At 64.2% G+C, this 15,537-nt stretch carries 17 protein-coding genes; 11 read left to right on the forward strand and 6 right to left on the reverse strand.

The genetic code is table 11. The features are described from left to right. Nucleotides 1–93 precede the first annotated feature (93 nt). Nucleotides 94–2,175: an HNH endonuclease signature motif containing protein gene (locus J1M86_RS02310; protein ID WP_206508691.1), complete on the forward strand. Its 2,082-nt coding sequence runs from the start codon at nucleotides 94–96 to the stop codon at nucleotides 2,173–2,175. Between the two features lie 43 nt (nucleotides 2,176–2,218). Here J1M86_RS02310 and J1M86_RS02315 read toward each other — a convergent pair whose 3' ends face one another. Further along, the gene (locus J1M86_RS02315) at nucleotides 2,219–2,449 is read right to left on the reverse strand and encodes a DNA-binding protein (RefSeq protein ID WP_206508692.1); all 231 of its coding nucleotides are present in this window, start codon (nucleotides 2,447–2,449) and stop codon (nucleotides 2,219–2,221) included. A gap of 35 nt (nucleotides 2,450–2,484) precedes the next feature. Here J1M86_RS02315 and J1M86_RS02320 point away from each other — a divergent pair, with 35 nt between their 5' ends. Continuing rightward, a complete protein-coding gene (locus J1M86_RS02320; protein WP_075837846.1) occupies nucleotides 2,485–3,417 on the forward strand; it encodes an oxidoreductase in 933 nt (310 codons plus the stop codon). Nucleotides 3,418–3,433: 16 nt separating this feature from the next. On the opposite strand, the gene J1M86_RS02325 is transcribed toward J1M86_RS02320, so the two are convergent. Further along, the gene (locus J1M86_RS02325) at nucleotides 3,434–3,970 is read right to left on the reverse strand and encodes a TetR/AcrR family transcriptional regulator (protein ID WP_206508693.1); all 537 of its coding nucleotides are present in this window, start codon (nucleotides 3,968–3,970) and stop codon (nucleotides 3,434–3,436) included. Nucleotides 3,971–4,003: 33 nt separating this feature from the next. Between J1M86_RS02325 and zapE the strand changes: the two genes are divergently transcribed. The 3 genes from zapE (at nucleotide 4,004) to J1M86_RS02340 (ending at nucleotide 6,676) form a co-directional block, all read left to right on the forward strand. Beyond that, the gene (gene zapE, locus J1M86_RS02330) at nucleotides 4,004–4,879 is read left to right on the forward strand and encodes a cell division protein ZapE (RefSeq protein WP_206508694.1); all 876 of its coding nucleotides are present in this window, start codon (nucleotides 4,004–4,006) and stop codon (nucleotides 4,877–4,879) included. A gap of 236 nt (nucleotides 4,880–5,115) precedes the next feature. Further along, nucleotides 5,116–6,207, forward strand: coding sequence for an LLM class flavin-dependent oxidoreductase (locus J1M86_RS02335; RefSeq protein WP_206508695.1), 1,092 nt, complete (start codon nucleotides 5,116–5,118; stop codon nucleotides 6,205–6,207). Nucleotides 6,208–6,211: 4 nt separating this feature from the next. Then, the gene (locus J1M86_RS02340; protein ID WP_307786506.1) at nucleotides 6,212–6,676 is read left to right on the forward strand and encodes a MarR family winged helix-turn-helix transcriptional regulator; all 465 of its coding nucleotides are present in this window, start codon (nucleotides 6,212–6,214) and stop codon (nucleotides 6,674–6,676) included. Between the two features lie 11 nt (nucleotides 6,677–6,687). Here J1M86_RS02340 and J1M86_RS02345 read toward each other — a convergent pair whose 3' ends face one another. From J1M86_RS02345 to J1M86_RS02355, 3 genes are all read right to left on the reverse strand, one after another. Beyond that, nucleotides 6,688–7,722 (reverse strand): CNNM domain-containing protein, encoded by a 1,035-nt coding sequence (locus tag J1M86_RS02345; RefSeq protein WP_075837850.1) that lies wholly within the window; start codon nucleotides 7,720–7,722, stop codon nucleotides 6,688–6,690. Further along, nucleotides 7,719–9,155 carry a hemolysin family protein gene (locus J1M86_RS02350; RefSeq protein WP_206509109.1) on the reverse strand — a complete coding sequence of 479 codons (1,437 nt, stop codon included), beginning with the start codon at nucleotides 9,153–9,155 and terminating at the stop codon, nucleotides 7,719–7,721. The genes J1M86_RS02345 and J1M86_RS02350 overlap by 4 nt, the downstream gene beginning before the upstream one ends. 164 nt (nucleotides 9,156–9,319) lie before the next feature. Then, nucleotides 9,320–9,847: a ribonuclease H gene (locus J1M86_RS02355; protein ID WP_075837898.1), complete on the reverse strand. Its 528-nt coding sequence runs from the start codon at nucleotides 9,845–9,847 to the stop codon at nucleotides 9,320–9,322. A gap of 97 nt (nucleotides 9,848–9,944) precedes the next feature. Here J1M86_RS02355 and J1M86_RS02360 point away from each other — a divergent pair, with 97 nt between their 5' ends. The 3 genes from J1M86_RS02360 to J1M86_RS02370 all read left to right on the forward strand — a co-directional run bounded on the left by J1M86_RS02360 (nucleotide 9,945) and on the right by J1M86_RS02370 (nucleotide 12,554). After that, nucleotides 9,945–10,967 (forward strand): acryloyl-CoA reductase, encoded by a 1,023-nt coding sequence (locus J1M86_RS02360; protein ID WP_307786507.1) that lies wholly within the window; start codon nucleotides 9,945–9,947, stop codon nucleotides 10,965–10,967. Nucleotides 10,968–11,012: 45 nt separating this feature from the next. Beyond that, nucleotides 11,013–11,954, forward strand: a complete 942-nt coding sequence (locus J1M86_RS02365) for a DNA-3-methyladenine glycosylase 2 family protein (protein ID WP_241259518.1) — start codon at nucleotides 11,013–11,015, stop codon at nucleotides 11,952–11,954. 81 nt (nucleotides 11,955–12,035) lie between these two features. Beyond that, complete coding sequence (locus J1M86_RS02370) at nucleotides 12,036–12,554, forward strand: VOC family protein (RefSeq protein ID WP_206508697.1); 519 nt, start codon at nucleotides 12,036–12,038, stop codon at nucleotides 12,552–12,554. A gap of 6 nt (nucleotides 12,555–12,560) precedes the next feature. On the opposite strand, the gene J1M86_RS02375 is transcribed toward J1M86_RS02370, so the two are convergent. Continuing rightward, nucleotides 12,561–12,929 (reverse strand): hypothetical protein, encoded by a 369-nt coding sequence (locus J1M86_RS02375; protein WP_075837853.1) that lies wholly within the window; start codon nucleotides 12,927–12,929, stop codon nucleotides 12,561–12,563. A 164-nt stretch (nucleotides 12,930–13,093) separates the two neighbouring features. Between J1M86_RS02375 and J1M86_RS02380 the strand changes: the two genes are divergently transcribed. The 3 genes from J1M86_RS02380 to J1M86_RS02390 all read left to right on the forward strand — a co-directional run bounded on the left by J1M86_RS02380 (nucleotide 13,094) and on the right by J1M86_RS02390 (nucleotide 15,514). Continuing rightward, nucleotides 13,094–14,275 (forward strand): multidrug effflux MFS transporter, encoded by a 1,182-nt coding sequence (locus J1M86_RS02380; protein WP_241259567.1) that lies wholly within the window; start codon nucleotides 13,094–13,096, stop codon nucleotides 14,273–14,275. Between the two features lie 7 nt (nucleotides 14,276–14,282). Next, a complete protein-coding gene (locus J1M86_RS02385; RefSeq protein WP_206508699.1) occupies nucleotides 14,283–14,753 on the forward strand; it encodes a DUF309 domain-containing protein in 471 nt (156 codons plus the stop codon). Between the two features lie 83 nt (nucleotides 14,754–14,836). Continuing rightward, nucleotides 14,837–15,514, forward strand: a complete 678-nt coding sequence (locus J1M86_RS02390; protein WP_307786508.1) for a hypothetical protein — start codon at nucleotides 14,837–14,839, stop codon at nucleotides 15,512–15,514. Nucleotides 15,515–15,537: the final 23 nt, after the last annotated feature.

The raw sequence follows: 15,537 nt of genomic DNA on the forward strand, positions 1-15,537 counted from the left end.
CGCCGGAAGTGGTGTCACACTTGTGCGGCCACAAGCAATTTTTGTAGCAACGAACTGTTGTGTTCGAACATCTGTTCGAGTATCGTTGGTGGCATGACGCAGCCGGGGGGCTCTACGTACATCAGACGCGAGGCGGACATCGCCGCTTCGGAGTCGCTGGCGCGCCTCGCCGATGGTCGACGGGCCGACAACGTTGCGGCTGCGGCCGTGGTTCACGAACTGCATCGCCTGTCCGAAATACGGCTGGGCGAGGAGATGGACATCCATCTGCTCGGATCATCTCGTGACGACGAGCAGCCGGATACTGCCCGCGCGAGGCACATCACCGAATGCGAAGCAGCTGTAGCACTTTCCCTCTCACGTACCGCTACTCGCGAGATGATCACGGTGGCGGGCCATCTGGCCTGGCGGCTCCCCGCCGTAGATGCCGCATTCACGGTGGGCGATATCGACTACCCGCGCGTTCGAGCCATCGCGAATACGCTGTCCCGCGCTTCCGATTCGACCGTTTCTGCCATCGAACAGGATGTCCTCGCTGCAGCCCTGCGATGCAACGTCCGCGCATTGACCAGCAGCATTTGGCGAGAGTGGATGGCCCACGATCCAGCTGAAGCCACTGCCGCGCAGAAGGCGGCAGTGACAGAGGAACGCTGCGCAGACATCCGACGGGGTGACGACGGCATCGCAACCCTGGTCGCAAAAATGTCGATGCTCGAGGGAGCCGAATGCGATGCACTTCTCGAAGAGATGGCCGGCACTGTCTGCTCGCGTGATCCTCGAACGAAGAAGCAACTCCGCGGTCATGCGCTGCTCGCTCTGTTTCATCGAGAAGAGTCCCTGACGTGCACGTGCGGATCGGATATTTGCCCGATGGCTGCAGCGGGCGCGTTGAACCCGCCGCGCCGCAAAGCCCTGCTGGAAGTGCACATCGACATCGAGACCCTTCTCGGGCTCGGTAGCAATCCAGCCACTCTCGCAGACGGGACTGTGCTGGATCCAGAGACCGCCCGCCTACTTGCTACCGACGCACGATGGCAGGGTCTGCTCACCGAGATGCTGGACGCGATGAACGAGTACCGAGCTCAGGTGCCGAACAGCCCCGAAAACAACAACAGCGAGGCCGGCAGCACTGGGCCTAGAAACACTGGATCCGACAACACTGGATCCGACAACACTGGATCCGACGACACTGAGCACGAGCCCAGCGCCGGACATGGCGCTATTCGGCCGTGGGTCGCGAAGCGGGGCCGCGCGAGGCGCCTTCTCAGTCGTGGTCGCCGTCGTTCCGCTGCACCTCTACCCACGCGTTCAGCGGCTTCTTGTCGACCCGAACACAAGAGAGGGGCATCGACGCTCGGTGCGGAAGCTGCGCTCTCGAGAAGTATCGCGAAATTCCTGGCGGCGGCCGCGTCGGATCCGACACTGACCCGAGGCCGATATCCCGACGGGCACGGCGGCTTCGCCGAACCTCCACCCGGGGCGCTGACTTATCGGCCGAGCGCCGAGCTCGTGGCGTTGACCCGAGCCACATACTGCACCTGCACATTCCCGGGGTGCAGCGTGCCCGCAGCTCGGTGCGACATCGACCACATCGTTCCGTTCGATCACGAGGATCCGCAGTCGGGTGGGTGGACCGTCCTCGACAATCTCCAACCGTTGTGCGGTTACCACCACCACGCGAAGACGCTTCGCCTATGGGCGTGCGCGAAACTCGAAGGTAGTGCGATCTACTGGCGTTCGAGCTCGGGTCTGCACCGGATCACCCCGCCGATGTTCGGAACGGTTGCGTTACCCGACGAGTTCGTCCATAACGGCCGGTACAACCCCGCTGTGCCGATGCATGTGTCGCCAGCGAAATCCCAGTCCGGCGGAGGACCCCACTTCGACAGTGCAGTTCACGAACACGTCCATACCGACGCCAAGACAGCCGAGCCCTCGGACGAACTCTACGAACCCACCTGGTGGGAAACGCACATGAGCGACCGCGACACAGACTGGCATCGACTGCTGCGCAACGACACTGTCGGTGGGGCGCCCTCGCTCGGCGATATCGCAGGGCGTGTGGGTCCGGAGGACGCTCGCGCCCTTGCCGATGCCGCCTACCTACGCGAGAGATTTCTCGAGCACCGTGCGATCGTGGCCCAGCGCGAGAAGTTCCGACCCCCGCCGTTCTGAGTGCACGCCGTTCTGAGAGCACACAGGTCAGCTCGTCCGAAGATCAAGGCGCCAGTTCGAGCCCTCGCTCGGCGAGGGCAGCTTTCACGATGCCGATCGCCCGCGGCCCGACACCGTGCAGCTGGGCCAACTGTGCCTCGGACTCGCCGGCGAGGTCCTCCAGCGAGTGATAGCCGGCTGCGACAAACGCGCCAGAAGCCGGTCGACCCGTGCCCTTGGGAAAGTGGTCCACGGGCTCGCCGGGGCGCTGATTGTCGGACACCTCGTCAGGCATGGGCAGATTCTAACCGCGCAGGTACCCTCGGACCCGTGTCTGACAACAAGCAGCGCCGTGTACTTGTCACCGGCGGAAACACCGGAATCGGTTACTTCACTGCGCTCGAGTTGGTGAAGCAGGGTGACCACGTGACCTTGGCTTGCCGCAACCTCGACAAGGCGAATGCGGCCGCGGACAAGATCCGGGACACCATCGCCGATGCGGCAGCTTCCGGTGGTGCCGACTCGGACCGGACGGGCACCGTCGACACCGCGCATCTCGACCTGGCCGACCTCGGATCCGTTCGAGACTTCGCCGAATCCGCGCCCGAGAAGGTCGATGCGCTCATCAACAACGCCGGCGTGATGATGCCCGCCAAGCGAACTGAGACCAAGGACGGCTTCGAGCTACAGTTCGGCACCAACCATCTCGGTCACTTCGCGCTCACCGGTCACCTTCTACCCAAGCTGCGCGCAGCCGACAACGCCACTGTCGTCACGGTCTCCTCCGTCGCCCACAAGCAAGCTCCCAAGCTCGACTTCGACGATCTACAGGCGACGAAGGGATACCAACCCCAGCGCATGTACGCCAACTCCAAACTTGCCAATCTGCTGTTCGCCCTGGAACTGCAGCGCCGACTCGACAGCGCGGGCATCCCGATCACCAGCAATGCCGCGCACCCCGGCATCTCCGAGACCGCGCTGTACACGAGCCCGGACGGGTTGGGCAGCTCCAAGATCGCATCCATCGGCGCCTCCATCGGTCTCAAGTTCATCTCGCAGTCCGCCCGCGCGGGCGCGCTCCCCACGCTGTATGCGCTCGAGAACGGCGGCCCCGGTTCCTACACAGGACCGAAGGCGTTGTTCGAGTCACGTGGTGCGCCGGGACCAGCCAAGATCTCCGCCAAGGCCAAGGATCCCGCGCTGGCCGAACAGTTGTGGGTTGCCAGCGAGAAGCTCACCGGCGTCGTCTACGACATGAGCTGATTGCCCGAATCGCAATTCAGGACTTCCGGGCGCCCCTCAGATAGGTGACGATCGGAACTCGCAAGGCCTCTGACGTTGTCCCTGCTTCCAGACCCGTCACCACCAGTCCCTCACACAGAGCCACGAACCCTGCAGCGAGCAGACGGTCACCGAAGAGTTCGGTGGCGCGGTCGAGGGAGAACAGGCACTGTCCGAGCTTCACACGCTCTTCGAGTCCGATGCCGGCGTCGATCAGCAGCGAGTGCCGAGCACGAAGTTGCTTCGGGCGCTCGGACAGTAGGTGTGCAAGGTACTGGACGGAGACCTCTACAACTGACTCATCAAATACTGACTCATCGGAACGGCTGGTGACGCGCTCGAACGCTGCTCTCGACGACTCCGTGACGCGGTCGACGATCGCCGTCAGGAGCTCGCTTCTAGTCCTGAAGTAGTACGACGTCGAACCGGCAGGGAGGCCGGCCGCCGCATCGATGCCGCGGTGCGTCAGTGCGCGCAATCCCTCGTCGGCCACGACAGCTATGGCTGCGTCGGCAATCACAGCTCTACGGTCCATTCCACAGACTCTACATCTGTAGAGTCTGAGAGCATGAGGCCAGCTGCCACTCCCCACGCCTTCGAGGCTTCCTTCGAACTGGACGCCGCCCAAACAGCCGCCGTCGACCTGCTCACGCAGCCGGACGCGTTGGGTGTCTACCTGTGGGGACCAGTGGGACGCGGAAAGACGTGGCTCTTGGATCGCTATTTCGCCGGGGTAGACATCGACGCGAAGAAGCGCGTGCACTTCCACAGCTTCTTCGCGGACCTGCACTCCGCCTACTTCCGGCAGAGATTCTCGATAGATCGCGCGATCGACGAGGTGCTCGGCGAGTGTCGACTGCTCTGCTTCGACGAGTTTCACGTCCACGACATCGGCGACGGCACACTCATCGCCCGCATGCTCGACACCCTCTTCGCCCGCGGGACAGCGCTGGTTGTGACGTCGAACTATCCACCCGACGGCCTTCTCCCCAACCCGCTGTTCCACGAGAAGTTCGAGCCGACAATCGAGGTACTGAAGGCGCACCTCCGCGAAATACGCGTCGACGGCCCGATCGACTACAGGAGCGCGCATGCCGTGCGGCGTGGTTTCGCTGCCGGCACGTGGACAGTGGAAACCGAACTCGAGAACACCGACACCGAAGCAATTTCGTTCGCGGAACTGTGCACGGCACCTCGGTCGAGCAGCGACTACCTGGCGCTCACGGAGGGCCTCACCATTCGCGGCATACCGAAACTGCATGACACCGATGCCGAGTCGGTGCAACGGTTCAGCAATCTGGTCGACATCTTGTACGACGGTGGCGTGGCGACGCACTTTCGCGCGAGCGTCGATCTCGTCCGCTTCGGCGAGGGATGCACCGGGATCGATATCGACCGCATGCTCAGCCGACTGAGCACTCTGAGCACGCTGAGCTCCGGCTGACCGCGAGGAGATAGGGAGACGCCCACAGCTGACGGCGGTCGGGGGCGACAGCAGCGGCGGGCGTCTCATCTTGCATTCGCCACAGGCGATGGGGTGGATGGGTGAAACTTCGAGAATATTCTTGGACGCCGGATTCGGTGAATACAGCGCCGAGGAATACCGGCGAGACGGCCCCTGTTGAGCCAAAAGTCGATGCAAACGCATGAACATGTCGAGAACGAGCTCAGGAGCGGACCATGCAGTTCGGAGTATTCACCGTCGGAGATGTAACGGTCGATCCGACCACAGGTCGTGCTCCCAGCGAACACGAGCGCATCAAAGCGATGGTCACCATCGCACAGCACGCCGAGGATGTCGGCCTCGACGTCTTTGCCACCGGAGAGCACCACAACCCACCGTTCGTCCCGTCGTCACCGACAACGATGCTGGGATTTATCGCTGCCCGGACCGAGAAACTGATCCTCTCGACATCCACGACGCTCATCACCACCAACGACCCGGTGAAGATCGCCGAGGACTACGCGATGCTTCAGCACCTGTCGGATGGTCGCGTCGACCTCATCATGGGCCGCGGCAACACCGCACCGGTCTACCCGTGGTTCGGCCAGGACATTCGTCAGGGCATCCCGCTGGCACTGGAGAACTACCAACTCCTCCGGCGCCTGTGGACCGAGGACGTGGTGACATGGAAGGGCGACTTCCGCACCCCACTCGACAACTTCACCTCTACACCCCGCCCACTCGACGACATACCGCCGTTCGTGTGGCACGGCTCGATCCGCAGCCCGCAGATCGCGGAAATCGCCGCGTACCACGGCGACGGATTCTTCGCGAACAACATCTTCTGGCCGAAGGAGCACTACGCGGCACTGATCAACCTGTACCGAGAACGTTACGAACACTACGGACACGGCCGCGCCGACCAGGCGATCGTCGGCCTCGGCGGTCAGGTGTTCATGCGCAAGAACAGCCAGGACGCGGTCGCTGAATTCCGCCCGTACTTCGACAACGCCCCTGTCTATGGTCACGGACCGACGATGGAGGAGTTCACGGATCAAACGCCGCTGACAGTCGGTTCCCCACAGCAGGTCATCGAGAAGACGCTCGCCTTCGCCGACTTCTTCGGCGACTACCAGCGTCAGCTGTTTCTCATGGACCACGCCGGGCTGCCGTTGAAGACGGTGCTCGAGCAGCTCGACCTGCTCGGCGAAGAGGTGGTGCCGGTGCTGCGCGCCGAGTTCGCTGCTCGCCGTCCGGACGGTGTGCCGGAGAACCCACCCACACACGCGAGCCTGCTCGCCGAGAAGAACGCAGCCCTTGCTATCTGAGCAGGTGGCATCCGACCAGGTGCGCTCGCGCACCGAACTCGCCGTCGACGCCTGGGAGTCTTTGTTCCGCTCCCAGGTCACGCTCATGCGACGCTTCGCCTCGGACGACATCTGGGACCCGATCAGCGTCCGCGAATACGATGTGCTGTTCACCCTGAGCAGATGCCCGAAAAACAAGCTGCGCCTGCACGACCTCAACGACGAGATCCTGCTCAGCCAATCCTCGTTGAGCAGACTGTGCGACAGGCTCGTCGAACTCGGTTTTCTTGTCCGGCAGCCGGACCCGACGGACAAGCGCGGCACCCTGGTTGCGCTCACCGATGCCGGCCTCGCCGTTCAGCGAACGATCGGACGCAAGCATGCTGAGCGAATCCGGCGATACGTCGGCGATGCACTGACCGAGGACGAGATGACAACACTGACCGCGCTGTGCCGCAAGCTACGCCTCGCGCAACCGAATATCGACTGAAGCCCCCAGTCCTACTCGGTCTTTTCGCGACCCTCGCTCGCCTCCGAAGGCGGCAGTACTCGCTTGATCACATCGGTGAGGGTAACCAGTCCGAGGAACGATCCCTCCGACTCCACGATCGCCAGCTGCACGCTCTTCGCCTGCATCTCACGCAGCACCTCGTATACCGGGGTGCTTCCCTCGATGGTGAAAGCCGGTCTCGCAAAATTCATGACCGGTTCGTCGAGATCGGCGAGCAGCGTGTCGCGGACGTGCACCACGGAGTGCATCCGACCATCAGGATCGACCAGCAGGACCCGCAAGTGGCCCGACCGCAGGGCCGCGGCCTGCACTTCGGACACTGCCGCAGCCGCCGCGACAGACGTAGGTTTGCGCCCGCGCACCGTGATCTGATCGACAGTCAGAGTCTGGAGCTCGATTACGCCAGTGATCTGCGTGCGCAGCTCGGGTTCTAGAACACCCACCTGAGTGGAGTACTCGACCAAATGCCGAATGGTGTCGGCGTCTCGCCCGCCGACGGCCGCACTCTCGACCGGCTCCACCCCTGTCTTGGCGACGAGAACGTTGGCGATGTGATTGACCCAGGATAAGAATGGGCGGAACGGCAGGACAAATGCACGTGAAGGCAGGCCGATGATCTTCGCGGCGAGTTCCGGATGCGATATCGCCCACGACTTCGGCGCCATCTCCCCAATCACCAGGTGCAAGAAGGTGACCACCAGCAACGACAATGCGAACGCCGCGCCTCCGGCAAGCCACGTCGGTGCGCCCAGGGACGCGAACACCGGGGAGAGCCAACTGTCGACCGCGGGCTTGGTGACGGCACCGAGAGCAAACGTGCAGGCAGTGATGCCCAACTGTGCTCCAGCGAGCATGACTGTCAGTTCGTTCATTCCGCGCAGCGCCGCCCGCGCGGATCGGCTCTCGGTAGCCTCGGTCTCCAACCGGTGACGACGCGCACCGAGCAGCGCGAACTCGATGACCACGAAGAATGCACTCAGAAAGATGAGCGCTATCGTCGCGAACACCACGATCAGGGCGCTCATCGTTCGTTCCTACCTTCGCTCGTGGACGGCTCCGAACCGACCTCAGAGACCTCACTCTCCGAAACCTCACCATCGCCGTCTGCCTCCTGCACGTGCACCCGCAGTTCGCTGGGCACGTGCCGGTCGAGCTGCAGTACTTCGACCACCAGAAACCTGCGCGGAGGCGTGTCTTCGATCAGCTCCGCGCTGTCCACCGCGAGATCGATCCGCAACACGTCACCCACATCGGGAAGTTCGCGTTCCTCGGCAATGAGCAGGCCTGCCAGCGTCTCGTAGTCACCGCGGGGAAGAAGCAGATTGCGTCCGATCGTGCGCTCCACCTCATCGACGTGGATGTCACCGTCCATGATCCATCCGCCGTCGGCTTCGTGCTCCATCCCGGTGAGTACGTCGGGATCGTGCTCGTCGGTGATTTCTCCTACGAGCTCCTCGGCCAGGTCCTCGATCGTCAAGACACCGGTGAATCCACCGTATTCGTCTATCACACAGGCCATTTCGTTGCGCGTGCGCGAGAGATGATCGAGCGCGTCCTGCATCGGCATGAGCTCCGGCAGCACGAGTGGCTCACGCATGATCTCGGTAACCGACCGCTGATCGTGCCGCTCGGCTGCCAACACCTCGGCGAGATGCACGACGCCAATAGGTTCGCCTCGCGCACCGAGCACCGGGTAACGCGTGTGTGCATTTCTCATGAGCACGCGCACATCTTCGATCGTCGACTGCTCGGAGACGACGTCGACCTGGACACGCGGGATCATCGCGTGCTCGACATCTCGATCCGGAAAATCCAGAATCCGATCCAACAGCAACGACAGCTCCTCGGTGAGATCGCCGCTGGCACGTGAATCACCGATGATGCGTTCGAGATCCTCGGCATTCGCGCTGCTGTCGACATCGTGAACAGGCTCCACATGCAGCAGCCGAAGCACCGCGTTCGAGGACTTGTCGAAGAACGTGATCAGCCACCCGAAGATCGCCATGTACACCAGGGTCGAACGCGCGAGTCCCTGCGCCAGCGGGCCCGGGTTGGCGATCGCCAGATTCTTGGGATACAGCTCACCGAAAATCATCTGCACGACGGTCGCGAGTACCAGTGCCAACACCGTTCCGACAGCGATGCCCGTTGCAGTGGGTACGCCGGCGCCACCCATCAGCTCGCCCAACGGCACACCGATGAACGGCTCGGCAACATAACCGACCAGCAGACCGGTCACCGTAATCCCGAGCTGCGCCCCCGACAGCATGAACGAGGTGCGCTTGGTGACCTTCAACGCGCGCTCGGCAGAGGCGTCGCCCTTCTCGGCCCGCGATCTCAAAGTTGCACGATCGACCGACATGTACGCGAATTCCTGCGCGACGAAGTATCCGTTCGCAACAATGATGACGGCCGTGAGCAAGAGACCTGCCAGCAACAGCAGTAGCGCGGAGACGATCACACGATCACCGCACGGCCGCGGACAACGCGCTCGGACTGCTCGACAAAACTATCGGATGATTCATTAGTGACGTTGGTGTGCACTGGGTTCTCGACGCCTCCGGGTGTGAATGCGACAAGTGTATCCACACTGGGCAGTATCCACACCGAGCAGGCGAACCGTCAGAAGAGCGTCGCCACCCCGTCGTCGGCGGTGGCATCTGCAGTGGGTGTGGGTGCGGCAGTGGGCACAGCAGCAGCCGCGGGAGAGGTCGAGGCACCCGCTGCGACGGCACGGGCAGCTTCACCGGCGAGGGCGTCGGCTGCTTCGTTGAAGTGGTTTCCCACGTGCCCACGTACCCAGCGGAATCGGACGGGACCGGTGCGCTCGGTGATCGCGCGATCGATGCCCTGAACCAGATCGAGGTTGCGTACAGGCGTGCCGCCCGCCGTCTTCCACCCCTTGCGCTTCCATCCGGCCAGCCATTCGGACGCGCATTTGATGGCGTACTGCGAATCGGACTCGATGAGCAACGGCTCGTCCCCGGGATGCGCGAGCACTGCCTCGAGGAGGGCGCGAAGCTCCGCTATCTGGTTGGTGCCGGACTCTTCACCGCCGGACTTGCTCGGGCCTGTGTGATTGACCCAGGCCCACCCGATTGCGCCGCCCGGGTTGCGCAGACACGAGCCGTCGGTACTCACGATGATCACAGCGAGACCATACTTCGACGGACCGACAAACAACAGACGCCACGCCAAGCATGGGTACTGTTCGGACGAACCCCTCGAGTTCGAAAGGACACTCCTCGTGCCCCAGCCTGCGCCATCGTCGTTCGCGGCTCTCGTCGCCCGTGGAAGCGAGCAGATCACGCTCTCGCAAGAGACCGTCGACCACTCGTTTCTGCCGGCGATCGACGGTCCGGCAGTGACCATCGCCGTCGAGTACTCGTCCGTCAATTTCAAGGACGCCCTTGCCATCACCCCGAAGGGTGGGGTGGTGCGCGAGTACCCGATCGTTCCCGGAATCGACATCGCCGGCACGGTCGTCGAATCGACCAGCGAGAACGTCGCTGTGGGGCAACGGGTCCTCGCGCACGGCTATGACATCGGCACAGCGCAACACGGCGGCTATGCCGAATACGCTCGCGTGCCCGCCGACTGGGTCGTGCCGCTGACGACACTGACCACGCGCGAGGCGGCCGCAATCGGCACTGCGGGATTCACGGCCGCGATGAGCGTCGAAGCACTGCTCGGCGCAGGAGTCACACCGGCCGACGGTCCGGTCCTTGTCACCGGAGCCAGCGGCGGCGTGGGGACGGTCAGCGTCGACCTCCTGTCGGCCGCCGGTTTCGAGGTGCACGCGTCCAGCGGAAAGCCCGAAGCCGCAGAGCTTTTGACCAGCTTGGGCGCGTCCAGCGTGATCGGCCGGTTGCCCGAGGACCCGGACGCCAAGCCGCGCCCCCTCGGCCGTGCCGAGTGGTCCGCGGCAGTGGACTGTGTCGGTGGCAAGACGCTGGCGCACGTACTGAGCACCATCCGATACGGCGGCGCTGTCGCGGCCAGCGGTCTGACGGGCGGAGCCCAGTTGCACACCACGGTGCTCCCGTTCATCCTGCGCGGTGTGTCACTACTGGGAATCGACTCGGTGCAGCTGCCCATCGACCGACGACGAGCTGTTTGGCACCAACTCGAATCCGAGCGGCGCCCGCAGCGCCTGGACACTCTCACCTCCGAAGTCGCCGTCGGCGATGTTCAAGCAAAGCTCGACGAAATTGCCGGCGGCAAGGTCATCGGCCGGACCGTCGTCGCCGTGGCCGGTGGTTTTCGCTGAGCGGCAGGCCACCGAGACAAACTCACCGACATAAACTGAACGGCAATGCTCACGTCAGTTCCTGCATCTGCCGGTGAATCGGTCTCGACTGTGTTCGAGTCCGATTCGCCGCTGGACGTTGCGATGACCCTGTCGGAGCATCGGCGCGGCAAGGGCGATCCGACGTACGAGCGTGACGCGGCAGGCAGTGTGTGGCGAACATCACGCATGAACTCGGGGCCGGTCACCTATCGGCTGACTCAGATTTCGCGGACGGCCGTTCGATGTATCGCGTGGGGCAGCGGAGGCGTCGAGTTCGCCGACACACTCCCGGCGCTCCTCGGCAGCGAGGACGACGCCTCCGGGTTCGAGCCCGAGCACCCGACCCTGCAGGAAGCGCACCGGCAGTTCCCACATCTACGTCTGGGACGAACCGGACTCGTCATGGAGGCATTGGTCCCCGCGATTCTCGAGCAGCGGGTGCACGGGGTAGCCGCTTTCGCGTCCTGGCGCCTGCTCGTCACCAAGTTCGGTGAGCGCGCGCCGGGCCCGACGCCGCGGCCGATGTACATCACACCTGAGCCTGCGGTGTGGCGGCGCATTCCGTCGTGGGAGTACCACCGGGCCAACGTCGACCCGGCTCGATCGAAGACCATCGTGCGATGCGCACAGGTGGCCGGCCGACTCGAGGAAGCCGCAGCCATGCCGCCCGCCGAGGCGATCACGCGGCTGCGGGCGGTTCCCGGTGTGGGCATCTGGACCGCCGCCGAGGTCGCGCAACGGGCCTTCGGCGATCCCGACGCCCTGTCGGTCGGTGACTATCATCTGGCGGCCGTCGTGGGCTGGTCGCTTCTGGGTCGACCTCTCGATGACGACGGAATGGTCGACTACATGAGACCTCTGGCGCCGCACCGGTTTCGAGCCGTCCGGCTCCTGCAGGTCAGCGGCAAAGCAATCAAACCCAAGTTCGGGCCCCGGACACCCCTCGTCGACCACACCTGGCACTGACGCGGCTGACACTGGCCGAGCATGGCACATGGGTGTACTCTAGGTTGAAGGTTCAACTTAACCCCCTGATTCGAGGTCACCATGCCAATCCAACGTCTCAACCACGCTGTCCTGTATGTACGGAACGTCGAGAAATCCGTCGCCTTCTACACCGAGGTCCTCGGGTTCCGAACCAAGATGCGCATGGGCAACTCGGCAGCGTTCCTCCAGGCGAGTGCCAGCAGCAACGATCACGACCTCGGACTGATGCAACTCGGAGACGGAGCCGGCGCCTCGGAAGCCGGACGCAGGACGGTCGGCCTCTATCACCTCGCGTGGGAGGTAGAGAGCCTGACCGACCTGGCCGACGCCGGACGAAAACTATCGATCGCAGGGGCACTCGTCGGCGCATCCGATCACGGCACCACCAAGAGCTTGTACGCAAAGGACCCCGACGGCCTGGAGTTCGAGATCGTCTGGCTCGTCCCACTGCACCTTCTCGACGACGCAGCGATCGAAGCGAGCAAGACCATCGCACCGCTCGACCTGGAAGCAGAGATCGAGCGCTACGGCGCCGACACCCTCAGCGGCATCGGCGTATCGAGCTCAGTGAGCCCCTGACCGGAACTACCGCTTCAACTGCAAGCGCAGCTTGGCGCGGATGTCGTGGATGGTTCCGTCCGGAACGAAGAAGTGCTCCTCGACTCGGACGGTCAGCAACGGCCTGCCCCGCACGCCCGCATCGATGAGAAAACGCGCAATGACGGTATCGCCCATCTCGGTCAACTCGATGTCTCGGATAGCCAGGATGGCGCGGTAGTAGAAGGCGTTCTCGAGCGCCTTCGACATCCCTGGGCCGGAGCGACCAGTGGTGATGCCGTTCTCGACGCGGCGCGCACCCGGTGCGAATTGCACAGCGCTCGCATCGTGTGAAGCCAGCGCATCGATGTATTGACGTACGACTACCTGACGGGGACTGTAGACCGAATCATGCATGGGTCGGAACTCTAACTCGAATACATCACACCGGGAACATATCCATCCGTCCGATTGCTGTCCTGTTGGTGCCTCATGCCGCCGAACAGACAGTCACACCGACCGCTCGTGCGCTCGACCAGCCGACCCCCGAGCCCACCCCTGAACCCACCTCGGCCGAACGGCTGAGGGTCATCCTGGTCCTCGGGGCACTGATCGCTCTCGGTCCGCTGACCATCGACATGTATCTGCCGGCGCTGCCGTCGATCGTCGACGATCTGAACACATCCTCGGCGGCTGTGCAGCTCACGCTCACCGGAACTCTCATCGGCCTGGCAATAGGCCAGCTCATCATCGGCCCCCTCTCCGACATCGTCGGCCGACGCCTGCCACTCATCGCCGGTACCGCCGTTCACATCGCGGCCTCCCTGCTGTGCGTTGTGGCACCCAGCGTGGCGATGCTCGGCGTCTTCCGCGGCCTGCAGGGCCTCGGGGCCGCAGCCGCCGCCGTCGTCGCGATGGCCGTGGTGCGCGATCTCTTCACCGGACGGGCCGCCGCCACCGTCCTGTCGCGTCTGATGCTCGTCATGGGCGTCGCTCCCGTGCTCGCACCGTCCATCGGCGGCGGCATCCTGCTGGTCGGATCGTGGCGCTGGGTGTTCGGGGCACTGGCTCTGCTCGGCGTCGGCCTGCTCGTACTGGCCATCTTCTCGCTGCGCGAGAGCCTGCCGCCGGAACGCCGCCGGGGCCGGGGCGTCATGCCGATCGTTCGCACTTACGGCAGCCTGCTTCGCGACGGCCAGTTCCTCGTCCTCGTCTTCGTCGCTGCTCTCGCGATGTCGGCCCTGTTCGCCTATATCGCCGGCTCGTCGTTCGTGCTGCAGGAGGAGTTCGGGCTCAACGAGCAGCAGTTCGCCATCGTCTTCTCGCTCGGGGCCATCGCGCTGATCGGCGCTTCGCAGTTCAACGTGGTCCTGCTCGGACACTTCACACCCGTGCGAATCGTGATCGCCGCGCTGGCCGCCGCACTCGCCTCGGCGGTGGTCATGGTGGTACTCGCCCTGGCCGGCCTGGGCGGAATTCTGGGGTTCCTGATCCCGCTGTGGTTCGTCCTCGGCGCGGTCGGTTTCGTCATGCCGAACGCTCCGGCACTCGCGCTGACGCGTCACGGCGAGGCGGCAGGCACTGCCGCGGCGCTGCTCGGCGCCGCCCAGTTCGGATTCGGTGCGATCATCGCGCCCGTCGTCGGGGTGCTCGGCAACGACGCCGTGGCAGTATCGGTGACGATGGTGGGTGTCTCCGCGACCGCCCTGGTCGCTTTGACTGCAGTGACCCTGAGAACTCGACGAGCAACGAACGAGGTGTGATCCACACGTGCCGGAACGCGAACGCGATGCCACCGGCAAACCGCTGAACGCACGGCCCCGCGACGGCCTGGGCAGACCGATGCCCAGAGGCGCCGACGGTGTGACCCGCATCCCCGACGACCTCCGGCTTCCGCCGGTGGAATCGATTGCCAGAGCACAGGAACTCCTCGACACCGGCATGCCGTTTCACGCCCACGAGATCCTCGAGGGCACGTGGAAGCAGGCGCCGGAGGCCGAGCGGATGCTGTGGCAGGGGCTCGCACAACTTGCAGTCGGGCTCACCCACCTGCTGCGGGGAAACCACGTCGGCGCCGTATCGCTGCTGCGGCAAGGGCACGATCGTATCCGCGGTTACGAGCTCGAACCGCCGTACGGCCTCGATGTGGCGGGCTTACTCGCCTGGTCGGAGGGACTGCTCGACCGTCTGGACGCAGGCGAGACACCACAGGCTCCCTCCGTGCCGCGCTTGCTCGTCTGAAACCGACACTCGCCAATTCGTCCGTTCACCGCTACCCTTGCGTAGGTTAGGTAAGGCTTGCGACACAAGGTGGTGTGTAGACGGTGATTGCTTCGGCACAGACCGACCCTGCGGCCGTGGTCACACAGGTCCCGTACTGGATCGCGGTATTGACCCCCGAAGAGTGGCCGTTCGGCATGCGCCGCACCGATCCGCGGATCGACACCATCGACTCCTCCGTCGTCACCACCGCGCGCACCCAATGGACCGGCCCGGCGCATCCGTCGAGGACGACATTGCTGGCGGTATTGGCCGCGACCGTCGGAGCGTGGCAGGCCGACCGTTGCCGCAACAACACTTCCGGTGTCCTGATCGACATCGAAACACCAGCCGGGGACTACTTCCCAGTTCGGCTTCCGTCCATCGGTGATGCAGCCCTGCTCACCGAGGAGGTGCGGCGACGCGTCGCCGCGGCGCCCCACGGGGGCGTCGACTATCTCGCTGCCAGGAGCGTTCCCGCCCTCGCCCGCAAGGCGGGCGCCCAGATCGCATTCCACGACGGCTCCGATCGCAGCACCGCCGGCGCCACGGTCTCCGACGACGTGACCGCCTCCGACGACGTCCCGCTGCCCCACAACCTGACCGTGACGTGCACGGTGACCGAAATCGACTCGGTCACCTTCGTCGAAGCCGAGTTCCGCTGGAACTACCGCGTTTTCACCCGTGCCGACGTCGACGATTTCGAGCGGTTCTGGGACAAGACCATCTCGAAGTTCGTCTGAGGCGACGCCCGAGAATATCTGCC

Source organism: Rhodococcus sp. KRD197 (assembly GCF_017168235.1).
GTDB lineage: Bacteria > Actinomycetota > Actinomycetes > Mycobacteriales > Mycobacteriaceae > Rhodococcoides.

Excerpts from the sequence above, each read along its gene's own strand:
- J1M86_RS02310 (WP_206508691.1), top strand. The coding sequence starts at position 94 with ATGACGCAGCCGGGGGGCTCTACGTACATCAGACGCGAGGCGGACATC.
- J1M86_RS02315 (WP_206508692.1), bottom strand. The coding sequence starts at position 2,449 with ATGCCTGACGAGGTGTCCGACAATCAGCGCCCCGGCGAGCCCGTGGAC.
- J1M86_RS02325 (WP_206508693.1), bottom strand. The coding sequence starts at position 3,970 with ATGGACCGTAGAGCTGTGATTGCCGACGCAGCCATAGCTGTCGTGGCC.
- zapE (WP_206508694.1), top strand. The coding sequence starts at position 4,004 with ATGAGGCCAGCTGCCACTCCCCACGCCTTCGAGGCTTCCTTCGAACTG.
- J1M86_RS02335 (WP_206508695.1), top strand. The coding sequence starts at position 5,116 with ATGCAGTTCGGAGTATTCACCGTCGGAGATGTAACGGTCGATCCGACC.
- J1M86_RS02345 (WP_075837850.1), bottom strand. The coding sequence starts at position 7,722 with ATGAGCGCCCTGATCGTGGTGTTCGCGACGATAGCGCTCATCTTTCTG.
- J1M86_RS02365 (WP_241259518.1), top strand. The coding sequence starts at position 11,013 with ATGCTCACGTCAGTTCCTGCATCTGCCGGTGAATCGGTCTCGACTGTG.
- J1M86_RS02370 (WP_206508697.1), top strand. The coding sequence starts at position 12,036 with ATGCCAATCCAACGTCTCAACCACGCTGTCCTGTATGTACGGAACGTC.
- J1M86_RS02375 (WP_075837853.1), bottom strand. The coding sequence starts at position 12,929 with ATGCATGATTCGGTCTACAGTCCCCGTCAGGTAGTCGTACGTCAATAC.